The organism is Sphingobacterium zeae, from assembly GCF_030818895.1.
GTDB classification, from domain to species: domain Bacteria; phylum Bacteroidota; class Bacteroidia; order Sphingobacteriales; family Sphingobacteriaceae; genus Sphingobacterium; species Sphingobacterium zeae.
Map to the genome: position 1 here is coordinate 143,258 of NZ_JAUTBA010000001.1, position 24,294 is coordinate 167,551.

General features: G+C 36.3%; 26 protein-coding genes. 2 read left to right on the forward strand and 24 right to left on the reverse strand.

Going from position 1 to position 24,294, the window contains the following annotated elements; all coding sequences use genetic code 11:
* Positions 1 to 7: 7 nt before the first annotated feature.
* From QE382_RS00565 to QE382_RS00625, 13 genes are all read right to left on the reverse strand, one after another.
* Positions 8 to 754: a glycosyltransferase family 2 protein gene (locus tag QE382_RS00565; protein WP_307184263.1), complete on the reverse strand. Its 747-nt coding sequence runs from the start codon at positions 752 to 754 to the stop codon at positions 8 to 10.
* 45 nt (positions 755 to 799) lie between these two features.
* Positions 800 to 1,726: a hypothetical protein gene (locus tag QE382_RS00570; RefSeq protein ID WP_307184264.1), complete on the reverse strand. Its 927-nt coding sequence runs from the start codon at positions 1,724 to 1,726 to the stop codon at positions 800 to 802.
* Positions 1,710 to 2,597 (reverse strand): glycosyltransferase family 2 protein, encoded by an 888-nt coding sequence (locus tag QE382_RS00575; protein ID WP_307184265.1) that lies wholly within the window; start codon positions 2,595 to 2,597, stop codon positions 1,710 to 1,712. The genes QE382_RS00570 and QE382_RS00575 overlap by 17 nt, the downstream gene beginning before the upstream one ends.
* On the reverse strand, positions 2,590 to 3,156 hold the full coding sequence (locus QE382_RS00580) for an LbetaH domain-containing protein (RefSeq protein ID WP_307184266.1): 567 nt from the start codon (positions 3,154 to 3,156) through the stop codon (positions 2,590 to 2,592). The genes QE382_RS00575 and QE382_RS00580 overlap by 8 nt, the downstream gene beginning before the upstream one ends.
* Positions 3,153 to 4,298: a glycosyltransferase gene (locus QE382_RS00585; protein WP_307184267.1), complete on the reverse strand. Its 1,146-nt coding sequence runs from the start codon at positions 4,296 to 4,298 to the stop codon at positions 3,153 to 3,155. The genes QE382_RS00580 and QE382_RS00585 overlap by 4 nt, the downstream gene beginning before the upstream one ends.
* Before the next feature lies 1 nt (position 4,299).
* Positions 4,300 to 5,160, reverse strand: a complete 861-nt coding sequence (locus QE382_RS00590) for an O-antigen ligase family protein (protein WP_307184268.1) — start codon at positions 5,158 to 5,160, stop codon at positions 4,300 to 4,302.
* Positions 5,161 to 5,497: 337 nt separating this feature from the next.
* Positions 5,498 to 6,940 carry a hypothetical protein gene (locus QE382_RS00595; protein ID WP_307184269.1) on the reverse strand — a complete coding sequence of 481 codons (1,443 nt, stop codon included), beginning with the start codon at positions 6,938 to 6,940 and terminating at the stop codon, positions 5,498 to 5,500.
* Positions 6,941 to 7,018: 78 nt separating this feature from the next.
* A complete protein-coding gene (gene gmd / locus QE382_RS00600; RefSeq protein WP_307184270.1) occupies positions 7,019 to 8,089 on the reverse strand; it encodes a GDP-mannose 4,6-dehydratase in 1,071 nt (356 codons plus the stop codon).
* Positions 8,090 to 8,150: 61 nt separating this feature from the next.
* Complete coding sequence (locus QE382_RS00605) at positions 8,151 to 9,101, reverse strand: GDP-L-fucose synthase family protein (RefSeq protein ID WP_307184271.1); 951 nt, start codon at positions 9,099 to 9,101, stop codon at positions 8,151 to 8,153.
* A 17-nt stretch (positions 9,102 to 9,118) separates the two neighbouring features.
* Entirely contained in the window at positions 9,119 to 10,114 is a 996-nt protein-coding gene (locus QE382_RS00610; RefSeq protein WP_307184272.1) for a mannose-1-phosphate guanylyltransferase, read from the reverse strand.
* A 33-nt stretch (positions 10,115 to 10,147) separates the two neighbouring features.
* On the reverse strand, positions 10,148 to 11,530 hold the full coding sequence (locus tag QE382_RS00615) for a nucleotide sugar dehydrogenase (protein ID WP_307184273.1): 1,383 nt from the start codon (positions 11,528 to 11,530) through the stop codon (positions 10,148 to 10,150).
* Between the two features lie 47 nt (positions 11,531 to 11,577).
* Positions 11,578 to 12,099: an ArsR family transcriptional regulator gene (locus QE382_RS00620; protein ID WP_307184274.1), complete on the reverse strand. Its 522-nt coding sequence runs from the start codon at positions 12,097 to 12,099 to the stop codon at positions 11,578 to 11,580.
* 196 nt (positions 12,100 to 12,295) lie between these two features.
* On the reverse strand, positions 12,296 to 12,790 hold the full coding sequence (locus QE382_RS00625) for a hypothetical protein (RefSeq protein WP_307184275.1): 495 nt from the start codon (positions 12,788 to 12,790) through the stop codon (positions 12,296 to 12,298).
* A 181-nt stretch (positions 12,791 to 12,971) separates the two neighbouring features.
* Between QE382_RS00625 and QE382_RS00630 the strand changes: the two genes are divergently transcribed.
* Positions 12,972 to 14,891 carry a 7TM diverse intracellular signaling domain-containing protein gene (locus tag QE382_RS00630; protein WP_307184276.1) on the forward strand — a complete coding sequence of 640 codons (1,920 nt, stop codon included), beginning with the start codon at positions 12,972 to 12,974 and terminating at the stop codon, positions 14,889 to 14,891.
* Positions 14,888 to 15,499: a response regulator transcription factor gene (locus QE382_RS00635; RefSeq protein WP_307184277.1), complete on the forward strand. Its 612-nt coding sequence runs from the start codon at positions 14,888 to 14,890 to the stop codon at positions 15,497 to 15,499. The genes QE382_RS00630 and QE382_RS00635 overlap by 4 nt, the downstream gene beginning before the upstream one ends.
* Before the next feature lie 62 nt (positions 15,500 to 15,561).
* On the opposite strand, the gene QE382_RS00640 is transcribed toward QE382_RS00635, so the two are convergent.
* The 11 genes from QE382_RS00640 to QE382_RS00685 all read right to left on the reverse strand — a co-directional run bounded on the left by QE382_RS00640 (position 15,562) and on the right by QE382_RS00685 (position 24,287).
* On the reverse strand, positions 15,562 to 16,053 hold the full coding sequence (locus tag QE382_RS00640; RefSeq protein ID WP_307184278.1) for a hypothetical protein: 492 nt from the start codon (positions 16,051 to 16,053) through the stop codon (positions 15,562 to 15,564).
* A 229-nt stretch (positions 16,054 to 16,282) separates the two neighbouring features.
* Entirely contained in the window at positions 16,283 to 16,465 is a 183-nt protein-coding gene (locus QE382_RS00645) for a hypothetical protein (RefSeq protein ID WP_307184279.1), read from the reverse strand.
* A gap of 20 nt (positions 16,466 to 16,485) precedes the next feature.
* Positions 16,486 to 16,908 carry an adenylyltransferase/cytidyltransferase family protein gene (locus QE382_RS00650; RefSeq protein WP_182983049.1) on the reverse strand — a complete coding sequence of 141 codons (423 nt, stop codon included), beginning with the start codon at positions 16,906 to 16,908 and terminating at the stop codon, positions 16,486 to 16,488.
* A gap of 28 nt (positions 16,909 to 16,936) precedes the next feature.
* Positions 16,937 to 17,404, reverse strand: coding sequence for an adenylyltransferase/cytidyltransferase family protein (locus tag QE382_RS00655; RefSeq protein WP_307184280.1), 468 nt, complete (start codon positions 17,402 to 17,404; stop codon positions 16,937 to 16,939).
* A 116-nt stretch (positions 17,405 to 17,520) separates the two neighbouring features.
* Entirely contained in the window at positions 17,521 to 18,039 is a 519-nt protein-coding gene (locus QE382_RS00660; RefSeq protein ID WP_307184281.1) for a 3'-5' exonuclease, read from the reverse strand.
* Between the two features lie 56 nt (positions 18,040 to 18,095).
* Positions 18,096 to 19,199: a glycosyltransferase family 4 protein gene (locus QE382_RS00665; RefSeq protein WP_307184282.1), complete on the reverse strand. Its 1,104-nt coding sequence runs from the start codon at positions 19,197 to 19,199 to the stop codon at positions 18,096 to 18,098.
* Positions 19,192 to 20,274 (reverse strand): glycosyltransferase, encoded by a 1,083-nt coding sequence (locus QE382_RS00670; RefSeq protein WP_307184283.1) that lies wholly within the window; start codon positions 20,272 to 20,274, stop codon positions 19,192 to 19,194. Before QE382_RS00670 ends, QE382_RS00665 begins: the two co-directional genes overlap by 8 nt.
* Before the next feature lie 44 nt (positions 20,275 to 20,318).
* Positions 20,319 to 21,221, reverse strand: coding sequence for a glycosyltransferase family 2 protein (locus QE382_RS00675; protein WP_307184284.1), 903 nt, complete (start codon positions 21,219 to 21,221; stop codon positions 20,319 to 20,321).
* Positions 21,222 to 21,238: 17 nt separating this feature from the next.
* Positions 21,239 to 22,123, reverse strand: a complete 885-nt coding sequence (locus QE382_RS00680) for a glycosyltransferase family 2 protein (RefSeq protein WP_307184285.1) — start codon at positions 22,121 to 22,123, stop codon at positions 21,239 to 21,241.
* Positions 22,120 to 23,208 (reverse strand): EpsG family protein, encoded by a 1,089-nt coding sequence (locus QE382_RS23515; protein ID WP_370877869.1) that lies wholly within the window; start codon positions 23,206 to 23,208, stop codon positions 22,120 to 22,122. Before QE382_RS23515 ends, QE382_RS00680 begins: the two co-directional genes overlap by 4 nt.
* Positions 23,209 to 23,222: 14 nt before the next feature.
* Positions 23,223 to 24,287: a glycosyltransferase family protein gene (locus QE382_RS00685; protein ID WP_307184286.1), complete on the reverse strand. Its 1,065-nt coding sequence runs from the start codon at positions 24,285 to 24,287 to the stop codon at positions 23,223 to 23,225.
* Between the last annotated feature and the right edge of the window lie 7 nt (positions 24,288 to 24,294).

Genomic DNA, 24,294 nt, shown 5'->3' on the forward strand with positions numbered 1-24,294 from the left:
AACGCTACTATTTTCTTTTTAAGAATCCGAATATCTTCCATATAAAACGTGATTTTATACGCCAAGCTTGAAATGGAATTTCATTCATTCGAAGTGCTTTTATAATTTCTTCGCTCACCTTTTTATACGATTCATATCCTGAAGAGCTTACACCGCCCATCAGCATTTTATGCGTCGTAATTCCCGAATATTTCCATGATATCTGTTGTTTTAAAAAGTATCTAATAATTAGCTCATAATCTGCTGCAATCTTAAAATCTAAAGAATAATTGCCTAACGTATTAAATAAATCTTTTCGAAAGAAGATAGCAGGATGTGCTGGCATAAACCCGATTTTCAATTTTTCAGGGCTCCAGTTTTTTGCGGAATAACGACGAACTATCTGATCATCTTCTCGATGCTGCACAATGTCTCCTATACTGGCCTCAACATTATTTGCTTTAAGAAAGCTAACAACGTTAGATATTGTATTCTCATCATAAAATGTGTCATCCGCATTTACGATTCCAATGTAATCGCCTGTAGCCATATCGATGCCCTTATTCATGGCATCATACAACCCCTTATCGGGTTCTGAAACCCATTTTGTGATCACATTCGAATACTTCTTTATAATTTCTAATGTACTATCCTTGGATTGTCCGTCTACAATAATATATTCCAAATCAGGATAATCTTGAGATTGGACAGATTTGATAGTTTTTTCAATTGTAGTTGCCGAGTTCCAGCAAACCGTTATAATGGAAATCTTCATCAGTTATAATTCAAATTATTTTTATTCACACTTAATCAAACCCCATTAAAGATCTTTTCTAAGAATCTTCAAATAGTTATAAAAAATCTTTTTTTCGAAATTTTCAAAATTAGCAACGGAAGAATAGGCCTTACCAATCTGATTATCAGTATCTTTCTTTTTAAAAGAATAGTTCTCAGAATGCCACCAAAATAATCCTGAGATACTAATATTTTTATATTTAAATCTCGAAAAATATCGTATATATTGATCAAATACAGAACTATCAATCAACGAGACTCCTTTCACTTTGTTACTAGGATGAATTCGATGCCATATAAAGGGATATACTGGCGTACCAAATTTTGAAGCAAATTTCAATGAAAGCGATAATGTAGCATCAATTTTTTGCTTTTCAGAAATTGAAATTGGTTCATTATCTAAAATATATAAACTAGGGGATAGGAAATCTAAATTTTTGATCAGCGGACTTAATCGTTCTATTTTGTTTGAATAATTTTCAAGAGAAGATTCATAAAATTTATACGGTAGGCCGTAATATCCCCATTTAACATTTGGCCTAAGTCTTTTCGCATAAGCAAGCGCTTGATTAAATTGATCAATGTAAAAATCAAATTTTGAATTTTGCCTTATAAGCGCTTGCATCCCATCACCTTCCCAATCTAAAACAGCATAACCAAATGTTTGCTTATCTGGAAAATACTTACTTATTATCTGCTCTAATCCTTTGGCAGAAAATCTACCGTTAGTAACAAAATACCCTTGACTTATATTTACATATGTAGTCAATGAATTATCCTGAACAAATTTATTTTGAAATGCAGTTCCTTCATTAAGGAAAAAAATTTTTTTTTCCTGAGAAAAACTCAAACAAAATGAAGAAAACATCAGAAATAGAAAAAAGATAATTTTCTTATCGCATTTTACTAAAAACACTCTCATTATACGGAGAAAATTATAACCGAATTCCATAATTTTTATGTATATAGCTCCTTATTTTATCAACTTCGTTGCCACAATTTTTTTTGATTTCGTAAACCTTTGCATCTACAAGCGTGCGGTACCACCATCCTTGAAAAAAATGCCAAAGGAAGCCTTCTTTACCATCTAGAAACCCGAATTTAAAAATGTATCTATAAAGAAAGTACAGAAAGGACCTAATAAAAAGCGGACTCTTTATATATTTCATTTTTAACTTCCTTTTTTTTGCCGCTTGCTCATCTAACTTATTGTCATGACTGTTTCCTAGAATTTGATATTCCATATCTAATAAATCAATTGCTTCTCGCACAGAATAGCTATTATGTTTAGTTGTCCACCAACCAATATTATTCAAGTTATCGTCCGCAAATGCCCCATTAAGGTCAATGATCTCACCAAAATCAACTTGAATATGTTCATCCATCCATCGATTTTCCGATCTTGCCCTTCCAAAGCGAAACAATCTAACCATCTTTATCTTTGGCATATGTTTCATCTCTCTTCCCATGAAAACACGCTTCAACACCAATGTTGCTGCAGAAACACTTTTTGGAAGATTATATAATTCATTGTTAATCACTTCAACACCATTTTCGCAGAGATACTCATCTGCATCAAGCCTAAGCACCCAATCTGTATCTATAGGGCAATTCTCTAAAGCCCAATTAAATTGAACGGCATGATTAACCCATTCATTTTGATAAAAATAAGCGCCATAACTCTTTGCTATTTGCATAGTCTTATCAGTAGAAAAAGAGTCAACCACAAAAACTTTCGCGTTAATCATTTTCAGCGATTTTAAACAACGCTCTAAATGAATTTCCTCATTATACGTTAATAAAATAACAGATATTCTACACATTTGTCAACTCCCTTTTTTTGATAAATCTTGAAGGATTTCCTCCTACAATAGTCCATGGTTCTACGTTTTTAAATACGGCAGCTCTAGCACCTACAACCGCTCCCTCTCCAACTGTAACTCCCATACCGATAAATGCATCAGCTCCAATCCATGCTTGATTTTCGATGACGATAGGGGAAGAAATAAGTTCATGATTTATACTTTGTATATTATGTGAAGCAGCGCACAAATAACTTTTTTGAGAAACAGTAGCGTGTGCTCCTATAATAATTTTTCCAACATTGTAACAATCCACATCTGGAGCCAAACAGGAATATTCTTTCATCTCCAAATTCCATGGTTGATATATCTTTACTGTGGAATAAACTACAGCTGTTTTACTCACTTTCGCGCCAAATAATCGTAGTAACATTAGCTTCCATTTATTTCCTAAACTCCTAGGTAATGGTCTCGCGAAAAGCATCCATACTAAATTCCAAATAATTCGCTTTATTTGGTTGCTTCTCGACATGCTATTTTGATATTTTGAAATATCTATTTTAATATTTTCACTTTTCATATTACAAAGTCAGGTTTTTTATCATTTGATAAAATCCAGCTATAAAGCTCAAAAAAGCTATTTGCAACTGAATCAATAGAGTATTTATCCTCGATAAGTTTTCTTCCATTACTTCCCATTGCACTTAATTCCAAATCATTTTTTTGCATCATTTCCTTAAGGGATGCTACTAAAGGATTAACGCCTATTTCTATCCATTCGCCTGCACAATATTCATTAATATCTTCCCAGGGTGTACCATTAGTAGTTATAACGGGTAAACCACAAGCCAGTGCTTCAGCGATTACTATGCCGAAATTTTCACTAAAAGTTGGTAAAACAAATAGATCAGATTGGTGGTATGTTTCGATTTTATCCGGTCCAAATTTAGGTCCTAAAATCTTTATACTTTTTTCTAAATAATTTGACTTAATTAAATTATTTAAAAAAGCTATGTATTCGCTCTCCCCATTTCCCACAATTTCAATTTCCCAATTAGACTTAATTTCACTATCTAATTTTTTCCAAGCTTCTATTAAATATTCAATCCCCTTTTTAGGATGGATTCGAGAAAGAAATAAGATTTTTCTCTTTTCTTTCTTTTGCTCTTTCCAATCCTTTATAGGGTATTGGGATAGATCAATTCCATTTGGTATGATAGCTATTGGATTTTTGTAACCTAATAAACGAATACTTTTTGCCTCCATCTTGGCTGTAGCATGTAAACATGTGGCGTTCTTCAAATCATTATGTTGGTACAAAAGCATCGCTAGTCTCTTTTTTAAATAAGATTGTTTTAATGACCACGGCTCAAGCATTCCTCTTATTGAAATTATATAAGGAACATTTAATCTTCGTGCAACTTTAGCCATTTGACTTACAGGAAAATCCCAAATACCATGACCATGGAATAAATCTGTTGTAGTTCTTTTTAATCCCGACTCCAAATCTTTTGACATCTTTAAAAAGCGAGGTTTGCAGAAATGAATATGCGACTTTTGGGAGTCAAAATTTGTAATTATAGGATCATCAGACTTTAGTGTAAATAAATCAATAACATCGATATTTTCATTTTCAATAAGTTTCTTTATAAGAACCGTAGAACTTCTAGCAGGCCCGCCCGTAGATTGATCTATTGAAGAAATAGTGTGTATTACTTTCATTTTAGCCGTTGTTATTTTTTACATTTATTTGTCCTATCAATAGCCAATAAAATGCGAATAAAAGTGTACCGGAGGCAAATACGATTCCCTCAAACAACATATAAAAAAGCATTAATATTAAACAACTTAGAATAAATATATTATTTTCATTATTTTTGTCTTTAAGGAGTTTTCGAAGTGCTGTATAATTATTTGTAGCAAAAAAAATAAAACCTAAAAGCCCAGTCATCGATAAAACAGCAAGCCAAGAAGTTCCAGGTTCAATTATCCCATTTTCTGTATTAAAATCATCATCTCCATGAATATCAACAGAAGCAAATCCTATCCCAATAATTGGAGAACTCGAGAACTCCCTTAATCTTTGATTCCATTTAATATCTCTAGATCCGTACTGTAAATCGCTACTTTTCGAATTAAACTTAGACATTACGAAGTCAGCTTTACTTTCCCATAAAGGAAATGTCATAATAATACCAGCAGTAATTAGAAATAAAATAGAGACAAAGCGATGAAGCTTATTTCTATACAAAATAAAAAAGTAGGCTATTATCGCTAATAAGAGACCCGCTATTGCCGCTCTGGATCCAGATTGTATCAATCCTATAAAACAGAAAATAATCCCAAATATTGAAAAAAGTTTAAACTTTCTATTTCCAGAATTTCTTAAACCATAAATTAGCGTTAAAATCGCGATACCACACATTGCTGAAAGAACCATAGAATGCCTGTAAAGACCTGCAAAGTCCGGCCTTAAGTTATTGTAGTGATCTATTTTTTTTCCAGCATGAAGACCAACAAGCATCAATACAACAGATAAAACACATATCCAAACATTAAATTTTAAAATATGTTTAAATACCAATGATCGAAACAAATTGAAGGATGCAGATTCAATAGAATTTGTTAGAAGTAGAATCGCTGCACAAAAAACAAAAAATCTAGAATATGACTGAAAAAAAGTCGGTACGTCATTAAGAGCAATACTAAAAAAACAAGATATCAGAAAGAATAATAGAACAAAATCGATCGATCTTATGCTGTTAGTAGAAAGAAAAATTTGAAATATCAGCAATACAAATATTAAAGAATAATATATCGGACTTAGGTCAAAAAAGAAAGAGTTACTGGTCAATAAGATCCCAGCAAACAAAAGTGATAGTATTTTTATAAGTAAAACTAATCTCTCGCTCATCATTCTACTATTTATATTTATTTATTATCTTTTTTAGAATTTCTATATTAAAAATAACAAAAGAAGATAATGAAAGTACTACAAGGTATGTATAAGGTAACTTGTTACAACTATACAGAAAGTACAATGTCGAAAAAATTACTAAAGGAAGAATATACTTTATTGCAATACTTAAAAATTCTCGGCCCTCAAATAACCGACTAACACAATATATTAGGAATATCAAAGAGGTGATTTCTCCTAATGCTAGAGAAAGTCCTAAATAAACCACATTATTAATGTAACCTCCTAAAAAAAGGACAGACACAGTGATACTAATTTTAATTATATTATATATTAAAATAATCTTACCCATATTTACTCTTTTAATAAACTCAGATAAAATCATTGAATAGTTCTGAAAAAGAATTGCAATCAATAAAAAAGCAAGCAGCTGTATATTAAAATCAATTTTACCTAGTGTCCAAATATTAAAAATCCTCGGTATAATTGGCGTGAATACTACTATCCCAACAATTAGTAAATTTCCCGATAACTTCCAAAAAGACGAAATTAAATCTAATATTTGAGTTTTTTGATTTAATGAGAAGTATTTTTGCAAATTGGGCATAAGCGGCGTTGTAGCAATATTTGACACCCGTAGGGCTGAATTTGAAATGATTCTATTTGTTCCGAAAAGAGTAACAGTTAAACTGTTATAAGCCCTAGAAACCACTAAACTTAAACCGATTTCATAGATTTTTTCTATAATAAAGCTGATGCTTAAAATAAAAGATTTTTTAATGGCATCGAATGATTTGGAAAGATCAAATTGATTAAAATTGAATTTTAAATCAAAAGGTAAGTTTTTCTTACAATAAAAAAACAGATATATACTTTGTAAGCATTTCCCAATTAATAGAAATATACAAGTGTAATAAACACTCTTTGTAAAATATATTCCCACAATTGTTACTATAAAATCGTACAATTCACCTAATGTTTGGTGTTTAATAGTGATATTGACCTTACCCAATGGTTCAAAAAAACGAACCATAAACATAGTTGTATATTGATAGATAATGAGAGAAATACTTAAATAAAATAGGGATTCACCAACTTTTAGTTCTGAAAATTGAAGATCATTATAATCCAAAAAGGATCTCAATATTGTCTTAGAACATAAGATAAAAGTCACAAGAACTTGAAAAAGCATCATAACAAGACTTGCACCCTGACCCGTATTAATAGCTTCATTCACATCCTTTCCTTGATGATAACTTAAGTTAATTACATTCGAACTGTAATATAATTGCCCCAAATTAATAGCTCTTACCATTAATACAATGGCAGAGATAATTAACCAAAATGCATACCCATCTTTTCCAACTGATTGTATAAAAATGGGAACAAATAATATCTGCTTAAAGAAATTTATAACGATAGAAGAAACTCCCCATTGTAATGACATGAAATACGACGGGGATTCCTTTATTTTTCTTAAAAAATTACGAAAAAACATCTAATATATTTAACTTAGATATGCTTTTTAATTATTTAAATCACTTTTTACCATCTCATTAACCAAAGCGGCCAAATCATATTTAGGTTCCCAACCTAATTTAGTCTTTGATTTCGTAGGGTCGCCAATTAACAAGTCAACCTCTGTAGGCCGATAGTATTGGGGATCAACGCGAACAATAACTTTCCCTATCTCCAATTGATATTCAGGGTTTGAGCAGGATTTCACTTTAGCAATCTCATTTTCTTCTGCTCCTTCAAACTCCAACTCAACACCAACTTCTAGAAAAGCTAAACGTACAAAATCACGGACAGAAGTCGTCACTCCCGTAGCAATCACATAGTCTTCCGCGACGTCCTGCTGTAAAATGCGCCACATCGCCTCTACATAATCCTTAGCATGTCCCCAATCACGTAATGCATTTAAGTTTCCTAGATACAAACACTCTTGTTTACCCAAGGCAATAGCGGCGGTAGCCATTGTAATCTTACGTGTCACAAAGGTCTCTCCACGACGAGGTGATTCATGATTAAACAAAATACCATTACAGGCATACATATTGTAGGCCTCTCTATAATTTTTGGTTATCCAAAAGCCATAGATCTTAGCAACGCCATAGGGAGAACGTGGATAGAAGGGAGAGTTTTCATCATAAAAACCTCTTTCATTTTTATTCTCTTCTAAACCTCCATACAACTCAGACGTTGATGCTTGATAAATTCTTGTTTTTTTCTCCAATCCTAAAATACGTACTGCTTCCAAAATACGCAACGTTCCAATCCCATCAACGTTGGCAACATATTCTGGAGAATCAAAAGATACCTTCACATGCGACATCGCACCTAGATTATAAATCTCGTCTGGCTGAACCTCTTGAATAATGCGGATAATATTGGTCGAATCCGTCAAATCACCATAGTGCAACTTAAAATTTACATTCAACTCATGTTGGTCTTGATACAAATGATCAATACGTTTTGTATTAAAAGAAGAAGCTCTCCTTTTGATACCATGTACCATATAACCTTTTTCCAATAATAGTTCTGCCAAGTATGAACCATCCTGTCCTGTGATACCTGTAATTAATGCTGTTTTCATATTTAATATCGTATACTATTAGGTATTGTATAAAACCAGCTATACAATACGGTTAATAATCTTATAATTTTACTTCTTTATATTGTCCTTCGTTTGCTAAAAACCAGGCGTAGGTCCGTTCAATTCCTTCTTTCAATTCAACTTCATGCTTCCAACCCAGCTCATGCATTTTGGAGATATCCATCAATTTACGCGGCGTACCATCTGGTTTAGAGCTATCCCAAACAATCTCTCCTTCATGACCAACAACCTGTTGTATTAGCTCAGCAAGTTCTTTTATGGTTAAATCTTCGCCTGTACCGACATTATACAGATGCTCGGGTAATGTATTCTCCAAAGCAAAGATGACAGATGCCGCCATATCGTCCACAAATAAAAACTCACGCATAGGCGTACCTGATCCCCACAAAGTGACGGGTTGATTCCCGTTTAACTTTGCCTCATGAAACTTCCGAATCATGGCTGGCAACACATGGGATGACTTCAAATCGAAATTATCATGTGTGCCGTATAAATTGGTCGGCATTAAACTCACATAGTCTTTTCCAAATTGTTTGCGAATGGCTTGACAGGTTTTTACACCGGTAATTTTTGCGATCGCATACCATTCATTGGTAGGCTCCAAGCTATCTGTTAAAAGGTAGTCTTCTTTTAACGGCTGAGGCGCAAACTTGGGATAGATGCAAGAAGAGCCCAAGAAAATAAACTTGTCAACGTCACTTTGCAAAGCGGTATCAATCAAATTATTTTGGATCTGCATATTTTCCATTAAAAACTGATACGGAAAATCATTATTGGCCAAAATACCCCCCACACGAGCAGCGGCATCAATAACAACTTCCGGCGACTCCTCCTCAAAAAATGCTTGGACGGCCACCTGGTCACGTAGATCCAGCTCAGCACTACTTTTTCCAATAAGGTTTGTATAGCCTTTTGATGCTAATATTCTCCAAATAGCTGCACCCACCATTCCACGGTGACCAGCAATGTATATCTTTGTATTTTTTTCCATCAAAAATGTTTTTTCGGCTAATCCAATAATTTTGACTGATGCTTTTCAAGCATGTTATAAATTTTCTTGACGTCCTGAGATTTTTCCTTTTGTATAATCAAAAACGCATCTTTGGTATGCACGAATATGGCTCTTTTAAGCCCTACAAACCCAGTAAAAATATCCGTCCCGATTACTATATTTCCTTGATCGTCTTTTGGGTAACCGCTATCGATAAAATAATCGTACAACGATTCAAAAGAACCCAAATCGGACCAGTCAAAACTTGTCGGCACAACCCGAATTTTTTTAGAACGTTCCATTACAGCATAATCTACTGATATCGAAGGTATAGCTAAAGACAAATCTTCATCTAGAAATCCTTCTTTAGACGCTTCCCATACCGCCAGCGCGCGCTCATAAACAACCGGCTCATATCTCTTTAATTCTTCCAAAAAAACAGAAGCCTGAAAACAAAACATTCCTGAATTCCATAAGAAGTTACCTTTCTCGATAAAATCTTCTGCCGTATCCTGATTAGGTTTTTCGCGGAACGACTTTACCTCATCGCCATCAAATTCAATATAACCATAACCTGTCTCTGGACGGGTAGGACGAATACCAAACGTAACAATAAAGCCTTCCTTAGCTTTTTCTATCCCCTCTTCCATCGCCCTTCTGTAAGCTTCATCTCCATCAATCATATGATCGGAAGGCGTTACAATAAGGATATCTTCTGGATCTACACTAAAGGCCGCAAAAGCAATTGCCGCTGCTGTATTACGTGGAGTAGCTTCTACAATATTTTTATAAGGCAGTCCGCAGGACACCATCGCCTTATGACTTAAATGCGTATTATCTTTATTTCCTACCACAATAACGCGCTCAGCTACTTGTTGGTTGCGCTGCACTGTCATTTCAAATAGGGATTTCCCATCAAACAAGCCCAAATATTGCTTTGGACTATGCTTGCGCGATAGCGGCCACAAACGGCTACCGATACCCCCTGACAAAAGAACGTGTACGATGTTCATTTTGATAATCTTCTTTAATAGTTATTCAATAAATTATTCGCCGATGGCATAATAGTCAAAACCCAAAGCATCTAATTCTTTACGATCCAACAACTTTCGACCGTCAAATACAAAGGCTGGCTTTTTCATCTCTTGTTTTATTCTGCCCCAATCATAGGATTTAAACTCATCCCATTCGGTCAAAATAGCTGTGGCATGTGCATCGGCAATCGCTTCATAAGGGTCATTGACAACCGTTACCAGGCGGCGGTTTTCTTCGGCCGAACGCGTGCCTAAATAATCAAGATCTTTATAAATCTGCTCCGCGGAAACTTTAGGATCATAAACAACTACATGCGCTTCTTCTTCTAACAGATGGTCGGCCACATAAATGGCAGCAGATTCACGGGTATCGTTGGTGTCTTTCTTAAAAGCCCATCCCAAAAACGCAATCTTTTTACCATTTACAGTATTGTACATGGTCTTAATGATATGCTGTGCAAAACGTGCTTTCTGATGATCGTTCAATGTAATGACCTGCTCCCAATAATCAGCCACGGCCGTTAAATTATAGGTACGTGCAATATAAACAAGATTCAAAATGTCCTTTTGGAAGCAAGAACCACCAAAACCGACAGAAGCTTTTAAAAACTTAGGCCCAATACGGCTATCATGACCAATAGCTCGGGATACTTCATCCACATTAGCTCCAGTAACCTCGCACAACTCTGAAATGGCATTAATCGATGATACACGTTGTGCTAAAAATGCATTGGCCACAAGCTTCGAAAGCTCGGATGACCATAGATTGGTTGTCAAGATGCGCTCACGCGGAACCCATTCGGCATATACATCCACCAAAGCCTGTACCGCTTCTGCATCTTCTCCCCCAATAAGAACGCGATCTGGGTTGTGCAAATCCGTGACCGCAGTACCTTCGGCCAAAAACTCTGGGTTGGATAAGATATGGAAATTAACTCCGTTACCGGTATTGTCCAAAATACTTTTCAATGCCGCAGCAGTACGAACCGGCAATGTCGACTTTTCAACAACAATTTTGTCATTTTTAGCGACCGAAGCAATCTGACGCGCACATAATTCAATATACTTTAAATCGGCTGCCTGACCTTTGCCCTTACCGTAAGTTTTGGTCGGTGTATTGACAGAAATAAAAATCATATCAGCCTCATCGATGGCTTTGTCAACATCGGTAGAAAAGAAAAGGTTACGTCCTCGTGCTTCTGCAACGACAGCATCAAGACCTGGCTCATAAACGGGAAGATTGTCCAGATCGGTATCATTCCAGGCATCAATGCGCGCCTGATTGAGATCAACTACTGTAACCTGCACATTGGGATTTTTCTGTGCAATGACCGACATGGTAGGTCCCCCTACATAACCTGCACCAATACAGGCTATTTTCTTAATTTCTTTCATTTTATTGCAGTTAATTCTTATTTTTTGATAGCAATGTTTTTCAATGATTAAACAGGTGTGTCCACTTTTTGATAGAGAACGATAACACCTTGTACATTTTTAGGTACTTCTGTATACACGGTCACCTTCTTACCAAGTATTGTGCCAGCTTTGGCGGCAGCCTGCATTAAGTAGGCTGAATTAAGTTGCTCGCCAACAACAAGCACTTCAATATGCCCCGAATCCACTCCTTTGGCATAATCCCCCATCAGCGCTACTTCATGAACATCCCCGGCACGCTCCAATATTTGATCCACAAAGGTTTCAATGCCCAAAAAGCTATGGATCAGTCCCTGAAGTGACGAAAATAGCGAATGCTTGATATTAGCCTGATAAAATATCCGATGATCACGCTCCTCGCGAAGTAAATAACCGGCTTCGGTCAGTTGATTCAACTCCTTGCGAATTGAATTGGTCGATTCTTTGAACTCATCCGCCAAGCCCCGTAGGTAACCCCGGTTGCCTGCCGAAACAAAAAATTTGATTAATAACTTTAAACGTGTCTTGGATGTAATTAAGGTATCCAACATTGGAATAGCATTTAAGTTGAGTAACAAAAGTACTCATTTCTAGTTGTAGCTCCAAATTAAATTAGTATTAACTATCTGAGAATTTAACAATAAGCACATAAACTCCACGTGGAACATAACCAAAAATGAAGAAACCCCGGCAAGCAGGGTCCCTTCGGGTTAAATAGGTATGTAATATGGAATAAAAACACGTAAATTATTTATTGATCATATCGCCCTTTTTTTCGGAATGAATATGATAGACACCCATCATGGGAAGAACCGTGCTAAAGGCTTTCTTGTCCCCATTCTGGTAATTAATTACAGCTTGTATTCTGACTTTATATTGTGTCAGATCAACTTCTTTACCTTTATCCGATCCGATCCGAAACCGTACCGAAACTTCATACGAAGTATTTTCATTCTCTTTAAAGGGTAGCACCAAGATCTGCTGCAGCTTGATCTCTACTTTTGCGTCTGTCGACCGGACGTCCTTCACCACAATATTAGTGACATCGTCCCGAAATCGCTCACCCCGAAAAACAAGCGCCCCGTGGGTCGCCCGCAAACTGCCGCTGTATTGCCCAGGATGTTCCTGGAAACGGTAGTAAACATTCATCGAAACATCGGTAGGTTTTTTCCTTCTAGAAGAAAATACCCGAAATAGCGCGTACATAAATGCAATAAACAGGAATATATATAAATACGTCATAATCAACTCATCATTCTATCTGAATTTCAATACCCTTGCGTTCGTAGATATTCGTTTTAAGTGCGTGAAGCAAATGTAAAAAGTAAATGCAGACGGAAACAGAGACCCTAGGGTCTTATTTACAATTAGGAAAATAAAAGCTTATTAGATTTACTGAAAATAATGCACTTTTGTTTGCCTTATGAAGCCAAATATTATTGTCACCATTCTGTTGCTGCTGAGCATAGCAACCATCCGCTTCGGAAGAGAGGCGCTGGTAGCCAATAATCTGGCAGCATTAAAGACTTGCGTGGCCAACCAATCGCCGATTGGCATTACCAAGGAAAATCCGGCATATACCCATCCAATATATTACTCCACCCATCCCGACCTCTTTGTCCCCCTGAACCAGATCAAAAGGGATGTCGATCAGGAAAAGGGCATTTTCTGGTTAAAAAAACAGATTTATCCTTCAGACAGCTTATCAACAGGGAGTTATGTCTTGTCTTTCGATTATCTGACCTATGTCAATCTTACGGTGATCGATGCCAAAGGGGAAATAGCGTATAGAAGAAGATCGGGCTTGTTCCGCAAACGCTACGAACTCGCGCCGCAGGATGGCCGTGATCATTTTGTGTTAAATCTAAAAGCTGGGACACCCTACACGCTATTGCTCCGGGTCAAACATAGCAAAGGCTACACCCCCGTATATAATTTCCATTTGCAAACGGAACTAAATTACGTCAAAAAGAAGCAGCGTAGCCGAATTGTCCACGCCTTTATGGAAGGTGCCATTATCGTACTACTGCTCTATATGGCATTGGCCTGGATGGTGTCGCGCTACCGCCCCTATATCTGGATCTTTCTATTCCTGCTGTCTATCGGTATGTATAGCGTAGCGCTGCAAAACTTCTTTGTCGATTTCTTCTTCTATAATAGGCCGCAACTGGGCTGGAGCACCGTATCGCTTTTTAGCCGCTTTGCAGCCATCAGCTTCTATCTGCTGACCATCGATTTTCTTCAGTTAAGAAAACTGCACACACGGTATTATAAAGTCGCGTGTTATATCATCGCTGCCATTGGCCTCACTGCACTGTTTACTTTCGTCAATAACTTTTATTTTGTCAATTATAAGCAGAGCAACTGGGTCAATATTACCCTGGGTATTATCCACATGCTTTATTTTTCCAACTTGTTTATTTCCCTCTGGAAAAAGATCGACTTGATGCAGCGTTTCCTGGCCTATGGAAGTGTATTTTTTGTTACGGGCATTACAGCGATGGTGTATTGTGCGCTTACGCTGCAGGAACAGGCCATACAATATGTATCCATGCTGACGCAGTTTTTTGCCCTGTGCATCACCATGCTGCTACTGATCGGAATACGCCTAAAATTACGTAAAAACGAACTGGACTACCATCGATCGACCGAATCCATTGTGCTGGAACGCACCACCGAACTTAAGAAAGCAAACAACGCGCTTTATGAACAGCAGATTCAACTGCTGCAAAAAAATCGGTATATCGAAACCTTGATCGACGAAGTCAATCATCGGGTCAAAAACAATTTGCAGCTGTTATATAGCCTCGGCAGTTTGTATAAAACAGGGGAAAACCATGGTGTGCAACACCACCGCGCCATTCAATCCATGCAAGACCGCATCCACGCCATGATGCTGGTGAACCAGCTGCTGGTCTACAATCAAAATAGCCAGCTAAAGTTAAAAGCCTTGGTGATTGAAACAGTCGATTACCTCAGGCAGATGCATGACCCCGAAAAAACAGTCAGCATCAACGTCGATATTGAACAAGACTGGTTTATTTCAACCAACACGTCAATCCCCTTAGCATTGATCATTACAGAGCTATTGACCAATAGCTATAAATACGCTTTTCCAAAAGGAAGTATTAGCGAGCCAGTCATTAGCCTGCGTATCGTCAAGCAGAGATTTGTGACAACCATGCACGTAGCAGATAATGGCGTGGGGGCAGCCGAAGCCGTTTTATCCACTTCTTTTGGAATAGGCCTGGTTAAAGACCTCACCAGACAGATCAAAGGGACAGTGACAATCCTGCAAGAGCGCGGATTTCAGTATATATTTGAATTTAACAACATGATATGAGCCTTAAAGTATTAATTGTAGAAGATGAAATGATTATTGCCCGATTTATTGAATATCAGCTCCACTCCCTTTATACCGGTTTGGAACTGCATATTGCACTGACTGTCGACGAGGCAGATCAGTACATGGAGCAAAACTCACCCGATCTGGTACTCTGCGATATTCAGCTCAATGATCGATTGGATGGCATTGAGCTGATGGAGAAATATACAGCAAAGAAACATTTCAGTCTAATCTTTATCACTTCTTATCAATCCAAAAGTAGTATCGATCGCGCAGCAGCACTACATCCTGAGAATTACATCATTAAACCGCTGGGCGAAAACCGCCTCTATGCAGGCACGCACATGGTGATCCAGCGGCTACAGCAACAAAAGAATAAAAGTCAGGCCGTGGAAAAGCTGAAGACATTGACGCCGGCCGAGTTAAATATCCTGAAGCTGATTGCACTCCGCCATACCACCAAATATATCGCCGAATCATTATTCCTCAGTCCCTATACCATCAAAAATACAAGACACCGCATCTGCCGAAAACTGGATCTCAATGAAGAAAATAATGCCCTGTTATCTTGGGCTATCGAACATCAGCACCTGCTTAAATTTTGAGACAAAAAAATAAGGGTTTGCAATGAAGCAAACCCTTTCTCATAAAATAAGAATTACGCAAATTATGTCGTCTGATCAAGTGGGTCTTTAGCTTGATAAAGCTCCCCGATCTTCAATACGGTACTGAACGTTTTGGGTTTTCTGTTGGCATAATTCAATACACCAGCCACACGTATCCCCTTACCCTCCAAAGCGGTGAGCTCAGCTTTCCTTTTGAGCAATTTAAATCGGACAGAAACAGCCGAGTCACCTTTTTTCTTCTGCTCAAAAGGCACCACCACAATCTGTTCCAGATTGACAACCAAAGCGGGATGACTGGGCTTCACCTCTTTGATCACTAAATTTTTAAGTTCGCTGTCTTTGGGTTCCGTACAAAAAACAAAAACACCACTTTTTGTCCGATAGTCGCCGCTATATTGCCCCGGTCTATCCTGAAACAGGTAATTGACCTCCATCGAAACAGCCTCGTTAAAGAGCTTCTGCTTTTGTTTTGCCTTTAAGATTAAAAAAATGGAACTCAAAAGAAGTACCGTAAGTGCTATAAAAGTTACCATAATAAAATAGTTAATGAATAGGAATAGGTGAACCCAAAAATAAGGTAATCGCCTATAGCACATGAAAATGGAAAGGGGACAAAAAGGGGACAATTACAAATTAGGCTTTAACAGGGCAAAAAAGGCCTATCCGAGGGACAGGCCTTTTAGTGATTTAAGCTGTTATACTAGCTCAACTAATTGACAAAAAACGTGAGTATAATTCGAAAATTGAAAATAATGGCGCCCATTAATCAATCAACTTCGACTGATGACGTTCTAACGTGTTGTAAATCTTTTTAACATCTTGGGATTTTTCCTTATGTAATACCAAGATCGCATCTTTTGTATGCACAAGAATGCTATCGCGCAATCCACAAATGCAGTATAGGTGGCAATAGAGGGCTCTCAACCCCGTCAATGAAGAAAACATGAAATATTACCCTTATGAGATTAGTGTTTCTCAGCTTCCTTATCTGCAACAACCCGGCGTAAACCCTCACTGGAGAAACGGTGCGTGCGCTTATTGTAATAGATCTCAATATTTTCTTCCACACAGTACTTACGGCCAGAGAAATCTTTGTCGCGATATTCTTCCCCGATAATACGCATATCGATCGGCAAAGCTTTAATAAGGTCAATCAAATCTTGCTCAGTCTCATAAGGAATGATTTCGTCCACATATCGACATCCCTCCAATTGGATATAACGCTCCACAATGGTTTGGGTTGGTTTGGCCTTCTCCGGAAATACCTCTGATGGGTCGGTATTAAGACCAATAATTAAATAATCGCAGTGTCTCTTTGCTTCTTCAAGCATCATGATATGTCCGGCATGCAATAAATCAAAGACGCCAAAAGTAATTCCTATTTTCATGTTTTTTTAATAGCTGATGAGAACTTAATTAAATAGATTTCAATACGGTTTCATTGTCCGAATTCGCTTGAGCTACAATTCGACGTAAGCCAGAACTGGAAAAGCGGTGATCTCGACTATTAAAATAAAGTTCAATTCCTTTTTCCTCACAATATGCTCTTCCCGTAAAGTTCTTCTCGCGGTATTCATCCCCAACGATTCGAACATCAACGTTAAACGAGCGAAGGATATCTTCTAAATCCTGCTCTGTGGCGTAAGGCACAATCTGATCTACATATTTACAGCCTTTAAGCTGAATATAACGCTCCACTACGGTCTGTGCTGGCTTATTCTTTTCAGGTCGGTCCAGCGTCGGATCTGTCTGCAAGCCGCAGATCAAATAATCACATTGTCTTTTGGCATCTTCGAGCATTTTGATATGCCCTGCATGGAGTAGGTCGAATGCACTGAAGGTAATACCTATTCGCATTCCCTTGGCTGGGATTGTTATCATCATCAAAAATATGGATATAAAATTTATTAATAAAACGGCTGTATAGCTACTCAAAGATATAAAAATATCCCACTTAGCGTACTTTTTACACCGAATTTATAATAGATTTAACGTAAAAATCATGCCAAAGAAGGAATATCGGCATGCCGAATATACAAGTGCGCACAAGCACGCGCATCAGAAAGTGCCTCATGGTGGTTAAGTTCAATTCCAAGTACCTCGCAGCAGGCATTTAAACGAGCGGGCTTAAAACCTTTTCCTTGGTAAATTTTAAAGGTACATTCCCATTTTTCCTGTAAACCAAGGTATTCGTATGGCAAATTGTAATAATGCATGGTTTTGCGAAGCACACCTCGATCAAACAACTCGTTATGTGCTACCATAATCCGATTATTGATAAGCGGATAAATACGTGGAAAGAGCTCTTTAAAAGTAGGCGCTTGCGCGGTATCCCTGGGTCGAATACCATGCACACGAGTAGTCTGCCACATATACTGATTATTAGGAGGCTGTATTAAAGAATAAAATTCATCCACAATAATTCCCTGTTCAACAACGACCAGTCCAATGGCACAGGCCGAATTCTGATTCGCTGTGGCTGTTTCAAAATCTATTGCGGTAAAACTTAATCCTTGCATAATCGATCCTCCTTTAACTTCAACAAAAATAACAACTTTTTCACGTTAGATTAACTTTAATCAAAAACATGTTTTTCAATCAACGGATAAACGATCTCTTCTGAGAAATGATTTTTAACAAAGCTCTCTCCATTTATTCCATGTTCCACCATTAAAGAAGGGTTATCTAAATAAGATTGGATGGCCTGCGCTATATCAACTCCATTGATCTCAACGAACTTGCCGGTCCTGTTTTCTATAATAGAATCTATACATCCGGTCGCACGGCTCGTTATCACGGGCAAACGGGATGCAGATGCCTCTAATGTCACGGTTGGAAAACCTTCTCGAAACGAGGGTAAGACAAATAAATCCATCTTATTGTAATAGTAAGTGACATCTGATACCTCACCAGCGAAATCAATTGAAGTCTCTTGATTAATATACTCTAAAAGATCATTTTCGATCGGATCACGCTCATCAATAGGTCCTACGAGTAATAACTTGATTTTAGCATTAGCTCTCTTTAGGATCTTCCATGCTTGAATTAGCTCAGCAATGCCTTTATCTTTACTTATTCGTCCAACAAATCCTACAACCCGTACATCATTTTCCTTAAAGCCATCTCTATATGTAAAGCGATGCACATCCACTCCATTACAAGTCCCTTTACCCAGAACAATATTTTTATGCGGCTTGTTCAATCCGAGCTTCTCCGATTTACGTTTAATAGATGGACTTACATTTACAACATAATGTGAGGTTGCACTGTTGAGTTTTTCAACCAAAATTAGAAGCTGTTGTTTTATACCAGTTAAAGTTTCAAACACCAATCCATGTCTAAAATATATTCTCTTTGGGGTACCCGCAAAAAACGAAGCAATACCGCCTATTAAGCCACCTTTAGGACTATGGGTGATCACAATATCGAATTTCTCCTTTTTTATATACGTGGCAAGCCTGTAAATGGATTTAATATCCTGAAGTGGATCAATCGCTCTTTTGACGGGAATGGGAAACGGCTTAAAACCATATTCTTCAGAAAGCTGCATTAGCTCATCAGAATAAGAACAAGCCACATGAAACTCTACTCCTTTGGTTTTGAAATATTTAAATTGATTTCCTATAAAATATTTTATCGAAAATGAGACAGATAAAACATGTAGCACTTTTTTACTCATTTATCAAACTTCTATAAAGCGTTTGCAATTGGTGAACTGTATTTGATACATCAAATTTTTTGGAGCTTTCCAGACATCTCTTTTGAATACTGACATAATAGCTGTACTCTTCTAAAGCTAAAATTTTATTCATAAGATCTATCTCATTTCCCTTTTCAAAAAGTAATCCACCATCCGATACGACTTGTGCTAAACCATCAACATCTGAAGCAATTGTGGGTATTCCGCATGCCATTGACTCGGCCGCTGCTAAACCAAAGCCCTCCCAATGCGAACTTAGCACCGAAATATCACACATCTTGATCAGTGAATATGCATCTGTACGTATGCCCAAGAATTTCACTCGATCTTCTAGATCTAAAGATTCGGTCAATTGCTTTACCTGAGGAAGACGTTCTCCATCTCCTATGAATATTAATTTATAGTGATGAGGAAGTAACTTTAATGAGCGCACAACCGTATCCTGATCTTTCTGAATACGAAATCCTGCAACCATACAAATTAGCTTTTCGTTTTCGTTGAATCCAAAAGACGCTCTCGAATGCGGTATCACCTCATTAATACTGGATACTTCCACACCGTTCAATATGACTTTATATTTATCATCACCGGGGTCAATTTTTGATTTTAAAACCTTCTTAACACTCTCCGTAATACAAACAACACGCTTGTACATAGCATATACAATACGTTCTAAAGGAATATAAAAAGCCTTTTCCAAACGCCTATTAGACGTATTATGTTCAGTAAATATTAATGTTGTTTTACTTCTTGTTATAAGTTTTGCAAAGGCTACATAATACATTGCTGGGAAAAGATGAACATGAATTAATTCATACTTTTTCAGATAGGGGAACAACTTAAATATATTAAAAGGATTATACAACGACGTTCCTAAAGACATAATATTAATATCATTCTCCTGCCGCAACTTTAATAAAAAAGGAGTTTCTTCTCCATTGAGTAATAGAAGATCAACATCTACCCCCTCTTGTTTTAGAAGAGGTAATGTGGAAAGAATCAATTTTTCGGCGCCCCCTGTATGAAGACTATTTATAATATGTAGTACTCTCAAAACTTATTTATTAAATGTATAAAGATATTGAAACTTTATCTAAATCATTTCATCTTGTCACTTCTAGAAAATCGCCTAATTTTATAGATATATTTCAAACCAATTATTAAACTAGGGAAGAAAAGGACAGTAGTTAAGAATTTATGATGTGAGTTTTGCAATAGGCAGGACAGGTTTCTCCTTCCAGCTACTGAATAGACGATATATTTGATCTCGTTCTTAACTTTCGAAAACAAATCCAATGGCTGACGTTGGAGCATTTGTTTTTCAAGAATAAATCCATTGATGTTTTTTGCTGCTAGTCGAATGGTATCGGCAGATAGACCATCATTTAAATATTCTCCAGCATATATGATTTTATTTATACATTTAAACTTTCCAAATTTTTGCATATTCATATAAATTACCCCCTCTGGAATGAGCTTTTCACCAGGATATGAAGCCACTAAGCTACTATGATATATATCAGTTTTTATTACGAATAGTTTATCTCCAAAACACCTGTATCTACCAAAATACATATCTATATAATTAGATGTATTCTTTTTAAATGTTGAACCAATAAGCTCTCCAGACCTTGTTGATTTAAGAAATGCAAGCCCGATCTCTCCCTCATCCAAAATAGAAACATGCTCTTTAACCAAATCAAATGCACCAGGAACTAATACATCGTCCGAATCCAAAATCAATGAATACTTCCCAATTGGTTTTTCTGCAAATGCTCGTATTACTGCATTTGTCTTACCGGAATTTTCTTGAGTTATATATCTCAAGTTAATCTTCATTTCCTCTAACCAGACTTGCACGATAGAAGCTGTGTCATCGCTAGAGCCATCATCTACAATGATCCACTCGAAATCTGCGAATTCAAATTCCTTCAATGACTGATAAATACCACCAAGGCAATAACCTCTATTGTATGTTGGAGTAATAATAGATAGCAACATATATTTAAATAGTACGTTTAAAAAAAAAGCTTTAATAACAGAACTGATTTATTGTTGCCAATTCGAAAATTATGTTTAAAAATATAATATATCTTTTCGAAGAAATTTAACGATGGAAACTTAATGTATGCCTTGAATATGCTGGTTTGCTCAGGTGTAAACTTATCTTTAAATTTTTCAAAAAAAGATTTGTTCGCTTCATAATGATCACGATCCAAAATAGGATTAGCATAATTGAAAAAATTAAAAATACGTTGTTTAAAAGATGTTGCTACATTACCCGTCACATTTTTAAAATGTTGGCGATATAGCATAAGAGAATGATCAACATATTTAATTTCCCCAAAACAGATTGCCCCCATAGTGATGTAGTGATCGTGCATGACGATAAATTCAGGAAAATCGGAAAGTTCATTCAGAAGAGCTCGATTAAACATCAATGAGCAGCCTTGTACCCCACTATTTAAAAAAAGACTATTTGCTAGACAATCTCGTTCAAAAAGACTCACTTTGTCTTTAGTAATATATACACCATTGTAAGCAAACGCATTGCAATATACAGCGGCAGGTGAATTACGATCTGCAATTGCCTCAAATAAAGTCTGCAATTTTGATTCAAACCAGATATCATCCTGGTCACAGAAAATAATATATTCGGCTTTTGAATATGTTAATAGATGTAAAAAATTTTTTGCCGCGGAATGGCATGTTACACCATCCTCAACGAGGCATATCCGCTCATCAATAGATTGATATTTTTTTAATATGCCTATTGTCTGATCGCTGGATCCATCGTCATGAATAACTAGTCTCCAATTTTTATAGGTCTGCCCAATAATCGAAAGAAGTTGATTTTCGATAAATTGTTCCCCATTATAAGTAGCAAGTAAAATATCAATCATAGGTATGAAAAAATATATGGCCGAACTAAATCTTCGTTAATCATTCTAATCCCATAAAATAATAAAAAGGAAGCTATTAGAAAGTAATATAAAACAAACAGATATCGCTCACGTATCCTATTTGCCATTAATTCTATCGTCATAGCAATTAAAATACTACAAAATTGAAACATTATAAAAGAAAAGCGTTGAAAAATAGAAATATTTATAAATAGAAAATTCATAGCCACAGCGATAGAAACCAATTTGTAGTAAAAATTGCCCGTTTTTAAAATAATGGGATCCAAATGTAAGTGTTTCGATCTATAGTTAATCAAGGAAAAGTACAAAAGGCAAATACAATAACCCACCATAGATATGGATGCGCTACCAGCACTTTCGTCCTTTAAATAGATATTCATGTGATCAGCATTGTAACCTAATAAAGAAAAAACGAGCTGCAGTGTAAGTAACTTACCAATAAAGTAACATGGTATAGGTATTAAGACATACCATAGTTGGTTTTTAAATATCCTGATGATAAGGACTGCCAGTAGAAGAATGAAAGCAGAATTGTGGAACGATATGGCCACTAATATAGTAAATAAGCTTTGGAAATATTTTTTTGAAAGAAATAATGAAATTGCCCACATGCATATAGCAGCAGATAAACCGTATCTAATTTGCGTGAAATCCCGATATAGATAGAAAAAGCTAATATAGAATAGAATACTTAGGAATACATAGCTAGACTTCTTCCAGAAAAAGATATAATTAAATAAAGCGGTGAAGATAGCCATAACTAAAAAAAGTATCCTATGGTTCCCTCCAACTAATGAAATAATTTTATTTAAAAACACATATCCTTTTTCAACGTACCCATATCCCCCTTCTATAATTTGCATAAAAGTGGAAGTGCGGTAAAAATCGAACATATCCTGATAAGCTTCGCTATCATTATCTATCCCAACTTCTCTAAAACCTACGATTAAAGTTATAAACGTACAAAAAACTAAGTAAACACACAGTTTCCCTAATCTCGACTCTACGAAATCAAAAACACAAAGTATATAACTTATAAAGAAGATGGTATAATAGAGTATCATAGTTCCATCAGAGTTTAAAAGTTCAAATCTTTTAAAATTGAATCCCAATAAAATTGGGGTCTATATCTCAATACATTCTGTTTAAGAACATCGACATCATCTATTTTAGTGTTCGAAACAAACTCATTCCAACATGCTATAGGTAGAAATTGAGCAACATCTTTGTTCTGCAGAACATACTGAGTCTCCTTAAGCGGCGTTGATAGGATAGGCAGTCCTGCGGCAAGATAAAATGACACTTTTGTTGGATAACAAATGTTGTAGTATAACCTGCTTTCATCATAAGGAATAACACCAACATCACAAAGGGAAGAAATCTGAAGTGCGACTGAATCGGAGAAACTCCCTAAATAAAAGATATTATCAATACCTTTAAGTCTTAACGTTTGCTCTATCCAATCCCCCCCCGTGCCGAGCAAATAAAGTATATGGTTAGATTGCTCAAAAATATGTATCAAATCTTCGATCTGACGACCTTTATTCATAGAGCCCACATAAACATATCTTAATTTGCCAGGACACCTTTTCAAAAGCTCATCATAAACATGCAAGTCAAACCTCTCTAATTTGGCGGCTCCGTTCAATAGAACTTTACATTGATCAGATCTTAGATTATACATCTTTATTGCATAATCACGCATACTGTGAGATGCAAAATCATATCCTACTCTTTTAAAACTAAAAAGCCGTTTCTGAAAAGACTGGATGAAGGGTAAGTTTGGCAATTCTAAATCCCTATTTTGCTCAAAAGGAAGATCATTCACTTCAATTTGCAAGACATGTCTTTTCGATAGCCGATCAAGGAAATAGAAAACAACTTGTCCTAACCCCAAGCGAAATAGAAATGTCGGAAACAAAACAAAAATTGCCCCCAGATGCATATAAATATGATGATTCCTTTTAAAGCTAAAATATAAAATAAAATTGAACGTATTGATAAATCGTTTAAAAATATGTACTGATGCAATATTTACGATTTTCACATTAGCGTAAGAGCTAAAATGCCTATAAAATGCGTGGTTACGAACAGCCCCCCCTTCGGAAATAGTACCGCTAAAATGCTTAATATAAAACTTCATAAAAACC

Excerpts from the sequence above, each read along its gene's own strand:
- QE382_RS00660 (WP_307184281.1), bottom strand. The coding sequence starts at position 18,039 with ATGCAAGGATTAAGTTTTACCGCAATAGATTTTGAAACAGCCACAGCG.
- QE382_RS00650 (WP_182983049.1), bottom strand. The coding sequence starts at position 16,908 with ATGAAAATAGGAATTACTTTTGGCGTCTTTGATTTATTGCATGCCGGA.
- QE382_RS00680 (WP_307184285.1), bottom strand. The coding sequence starts at position 22,123 with ATGATTGATATTTTACTTGCTACTTATAATGGGGAACAATTTATCGAA.
- QE382_RS00620 (WP_307184274.1), bottom strand. The coding sequence starts at position 12,099 with ATGTTGGATACCTTAATTACATCCAAGACACGTTTAAAGTTATTAATC.
- QE382_RS00655 (WP_307184280.1), bottom strand. The coding sequence starts at position 17,404 with ATGATGATAACAATCCCAGCCAAGGGAATGCGAATAGGTATTACCTTC.
- QE382_RS00685 (WP_307184286.1), bottom strand. The coding sequence starts at position 24,287 with ATGAAGTTTTATATTAAGCATTTTAGCGGTACTATTTCCGAAGGGGGG.
- QE382_RS00635 (WP_307184277.1), top strand. The coding sequence starts at position 14,888 with ATGAGCCTTAAAGTATTAATTGTAGAAGATGAAATGATTATTGCCCGA.
- QE382_RS00575 (WP_307184265.1), bottom strand. The coding sequence starts at position 2,597 with ATGTGTAGAATATCTGTTATTTTATTAACGTATAATGAGGAAATTCAT.
- QE382_RS00585 (WP_307184267.1), bottom strand. The coding sequence starts at position 4,298 with ATGAAAGTAATACACACTATTTCTTCAATAGATCAATCTACGGGCGGG.
- QE382_RS00570 (WP_307184264.1), bottom strand. The coding sequence starts at position 1,726 with ATGGAATTCGGTTATAATTTTCTCCGTATAATGAGAGTGTTTTTAGTA.
- QE382_RS00610 (WP_307184272.1), bottom strand. The coding sequence starts at position 10,114 with ATGAACATCGTACACGTTCTTTTGTCAGGGGGTATCGGTAGCCGTTTG.
- QE382_RS00625 (WP_307184275.1), bottom strand. The coding sequence starts at position 12,790 with ATGACGTATTTATATATATTCCTGTTTATTGCATTTATGTACGCGCTA.
- QE382_RS00565 (WP_307184263.1), bottom strand. The coding sequence starts at position 754 with ATGAAGATTTCCATTATAACGGTTTGCTGGAACTCGGCAACTACAATT.
- QE382_RS00605 (WP_307184271.1), bottom strand. The coding sequence starts at position 9,101 with ATGGAAAAAAATACAAAGATATACATTGCTGGTCACCGTGGAATGGTG.
- gmd (WP_307184270.1), bottom strand. The coding sequence starts at position 8,089 with ATGAAAACAGCATTAATTACAGGTATCACAGGACAGGATGGTTCATAC.
- QE382_RS00665 (WP_307184282.1), bottom strand. The coding sequence starts at position 19,199 with ATGAGTAAAAAAGTGCTACATGTTTTATCTGTCTCATTTTCGATAAAA.
- QE382_RS00640 (WP_307184278.1), bottom strand. The coding sequence starts at position 16,053 with ATGGTAACTTTTATAGCACTTACGGTACTTCTTTTGAGTTCCATTTTT.
- QE382_RS00595 (WP_307184269.1), bottom strand. The coding sequence starts at position 6,940 with ATGTCATTACAATGGGGAGTTTCTTCTATCGTTATAAATTTCTTTAAG.
- QE382_RS00630 (WP_307184276.1), top strand. The coding sequence starts at position 12,972 with ATGAAGCCAAATATTATTGTCACCATTCTGTTGCTGCTGAGCATAGCA.
- QE382_RS23515 (WP_370877869.1), bottom strand. The coding sequence starts at position 23,208 with ATGATACTCTATTATACCATCTTCTTTATAAGTTATATACTTTGTGTT.
- QE382_RS00675 (WP_307184284.1), bottom strand. The coding sequence starts at position 21,221 with ATGTTGCTATCTATTATTACTCCAACATACAATAGAGGTTATTGCCTT.
- QE382_RS00615 (WP_307184273.1), bottom strand. The coding sequence starts at position 11,530 with ATGAAAGAAATTAAGAAAATAGCCTGTATTGGTGCAGGTTATGTAGGG.
- QE382_RS00580 (WP_307184266.1), bottom strand. The coding sequence starts at position 3,156 with ATGAAAAGTGAAAATATTAAAATAGATATTTCAAAATATCAAAATAGC.
- QE382_RS00645 (WP_307184279.1), bottom strand. The coding sequence starts at position 16,465 with ATGTTTTCTTCATTGACGGGGTTGAGAGCCCTCTATTGCCACCTATAC.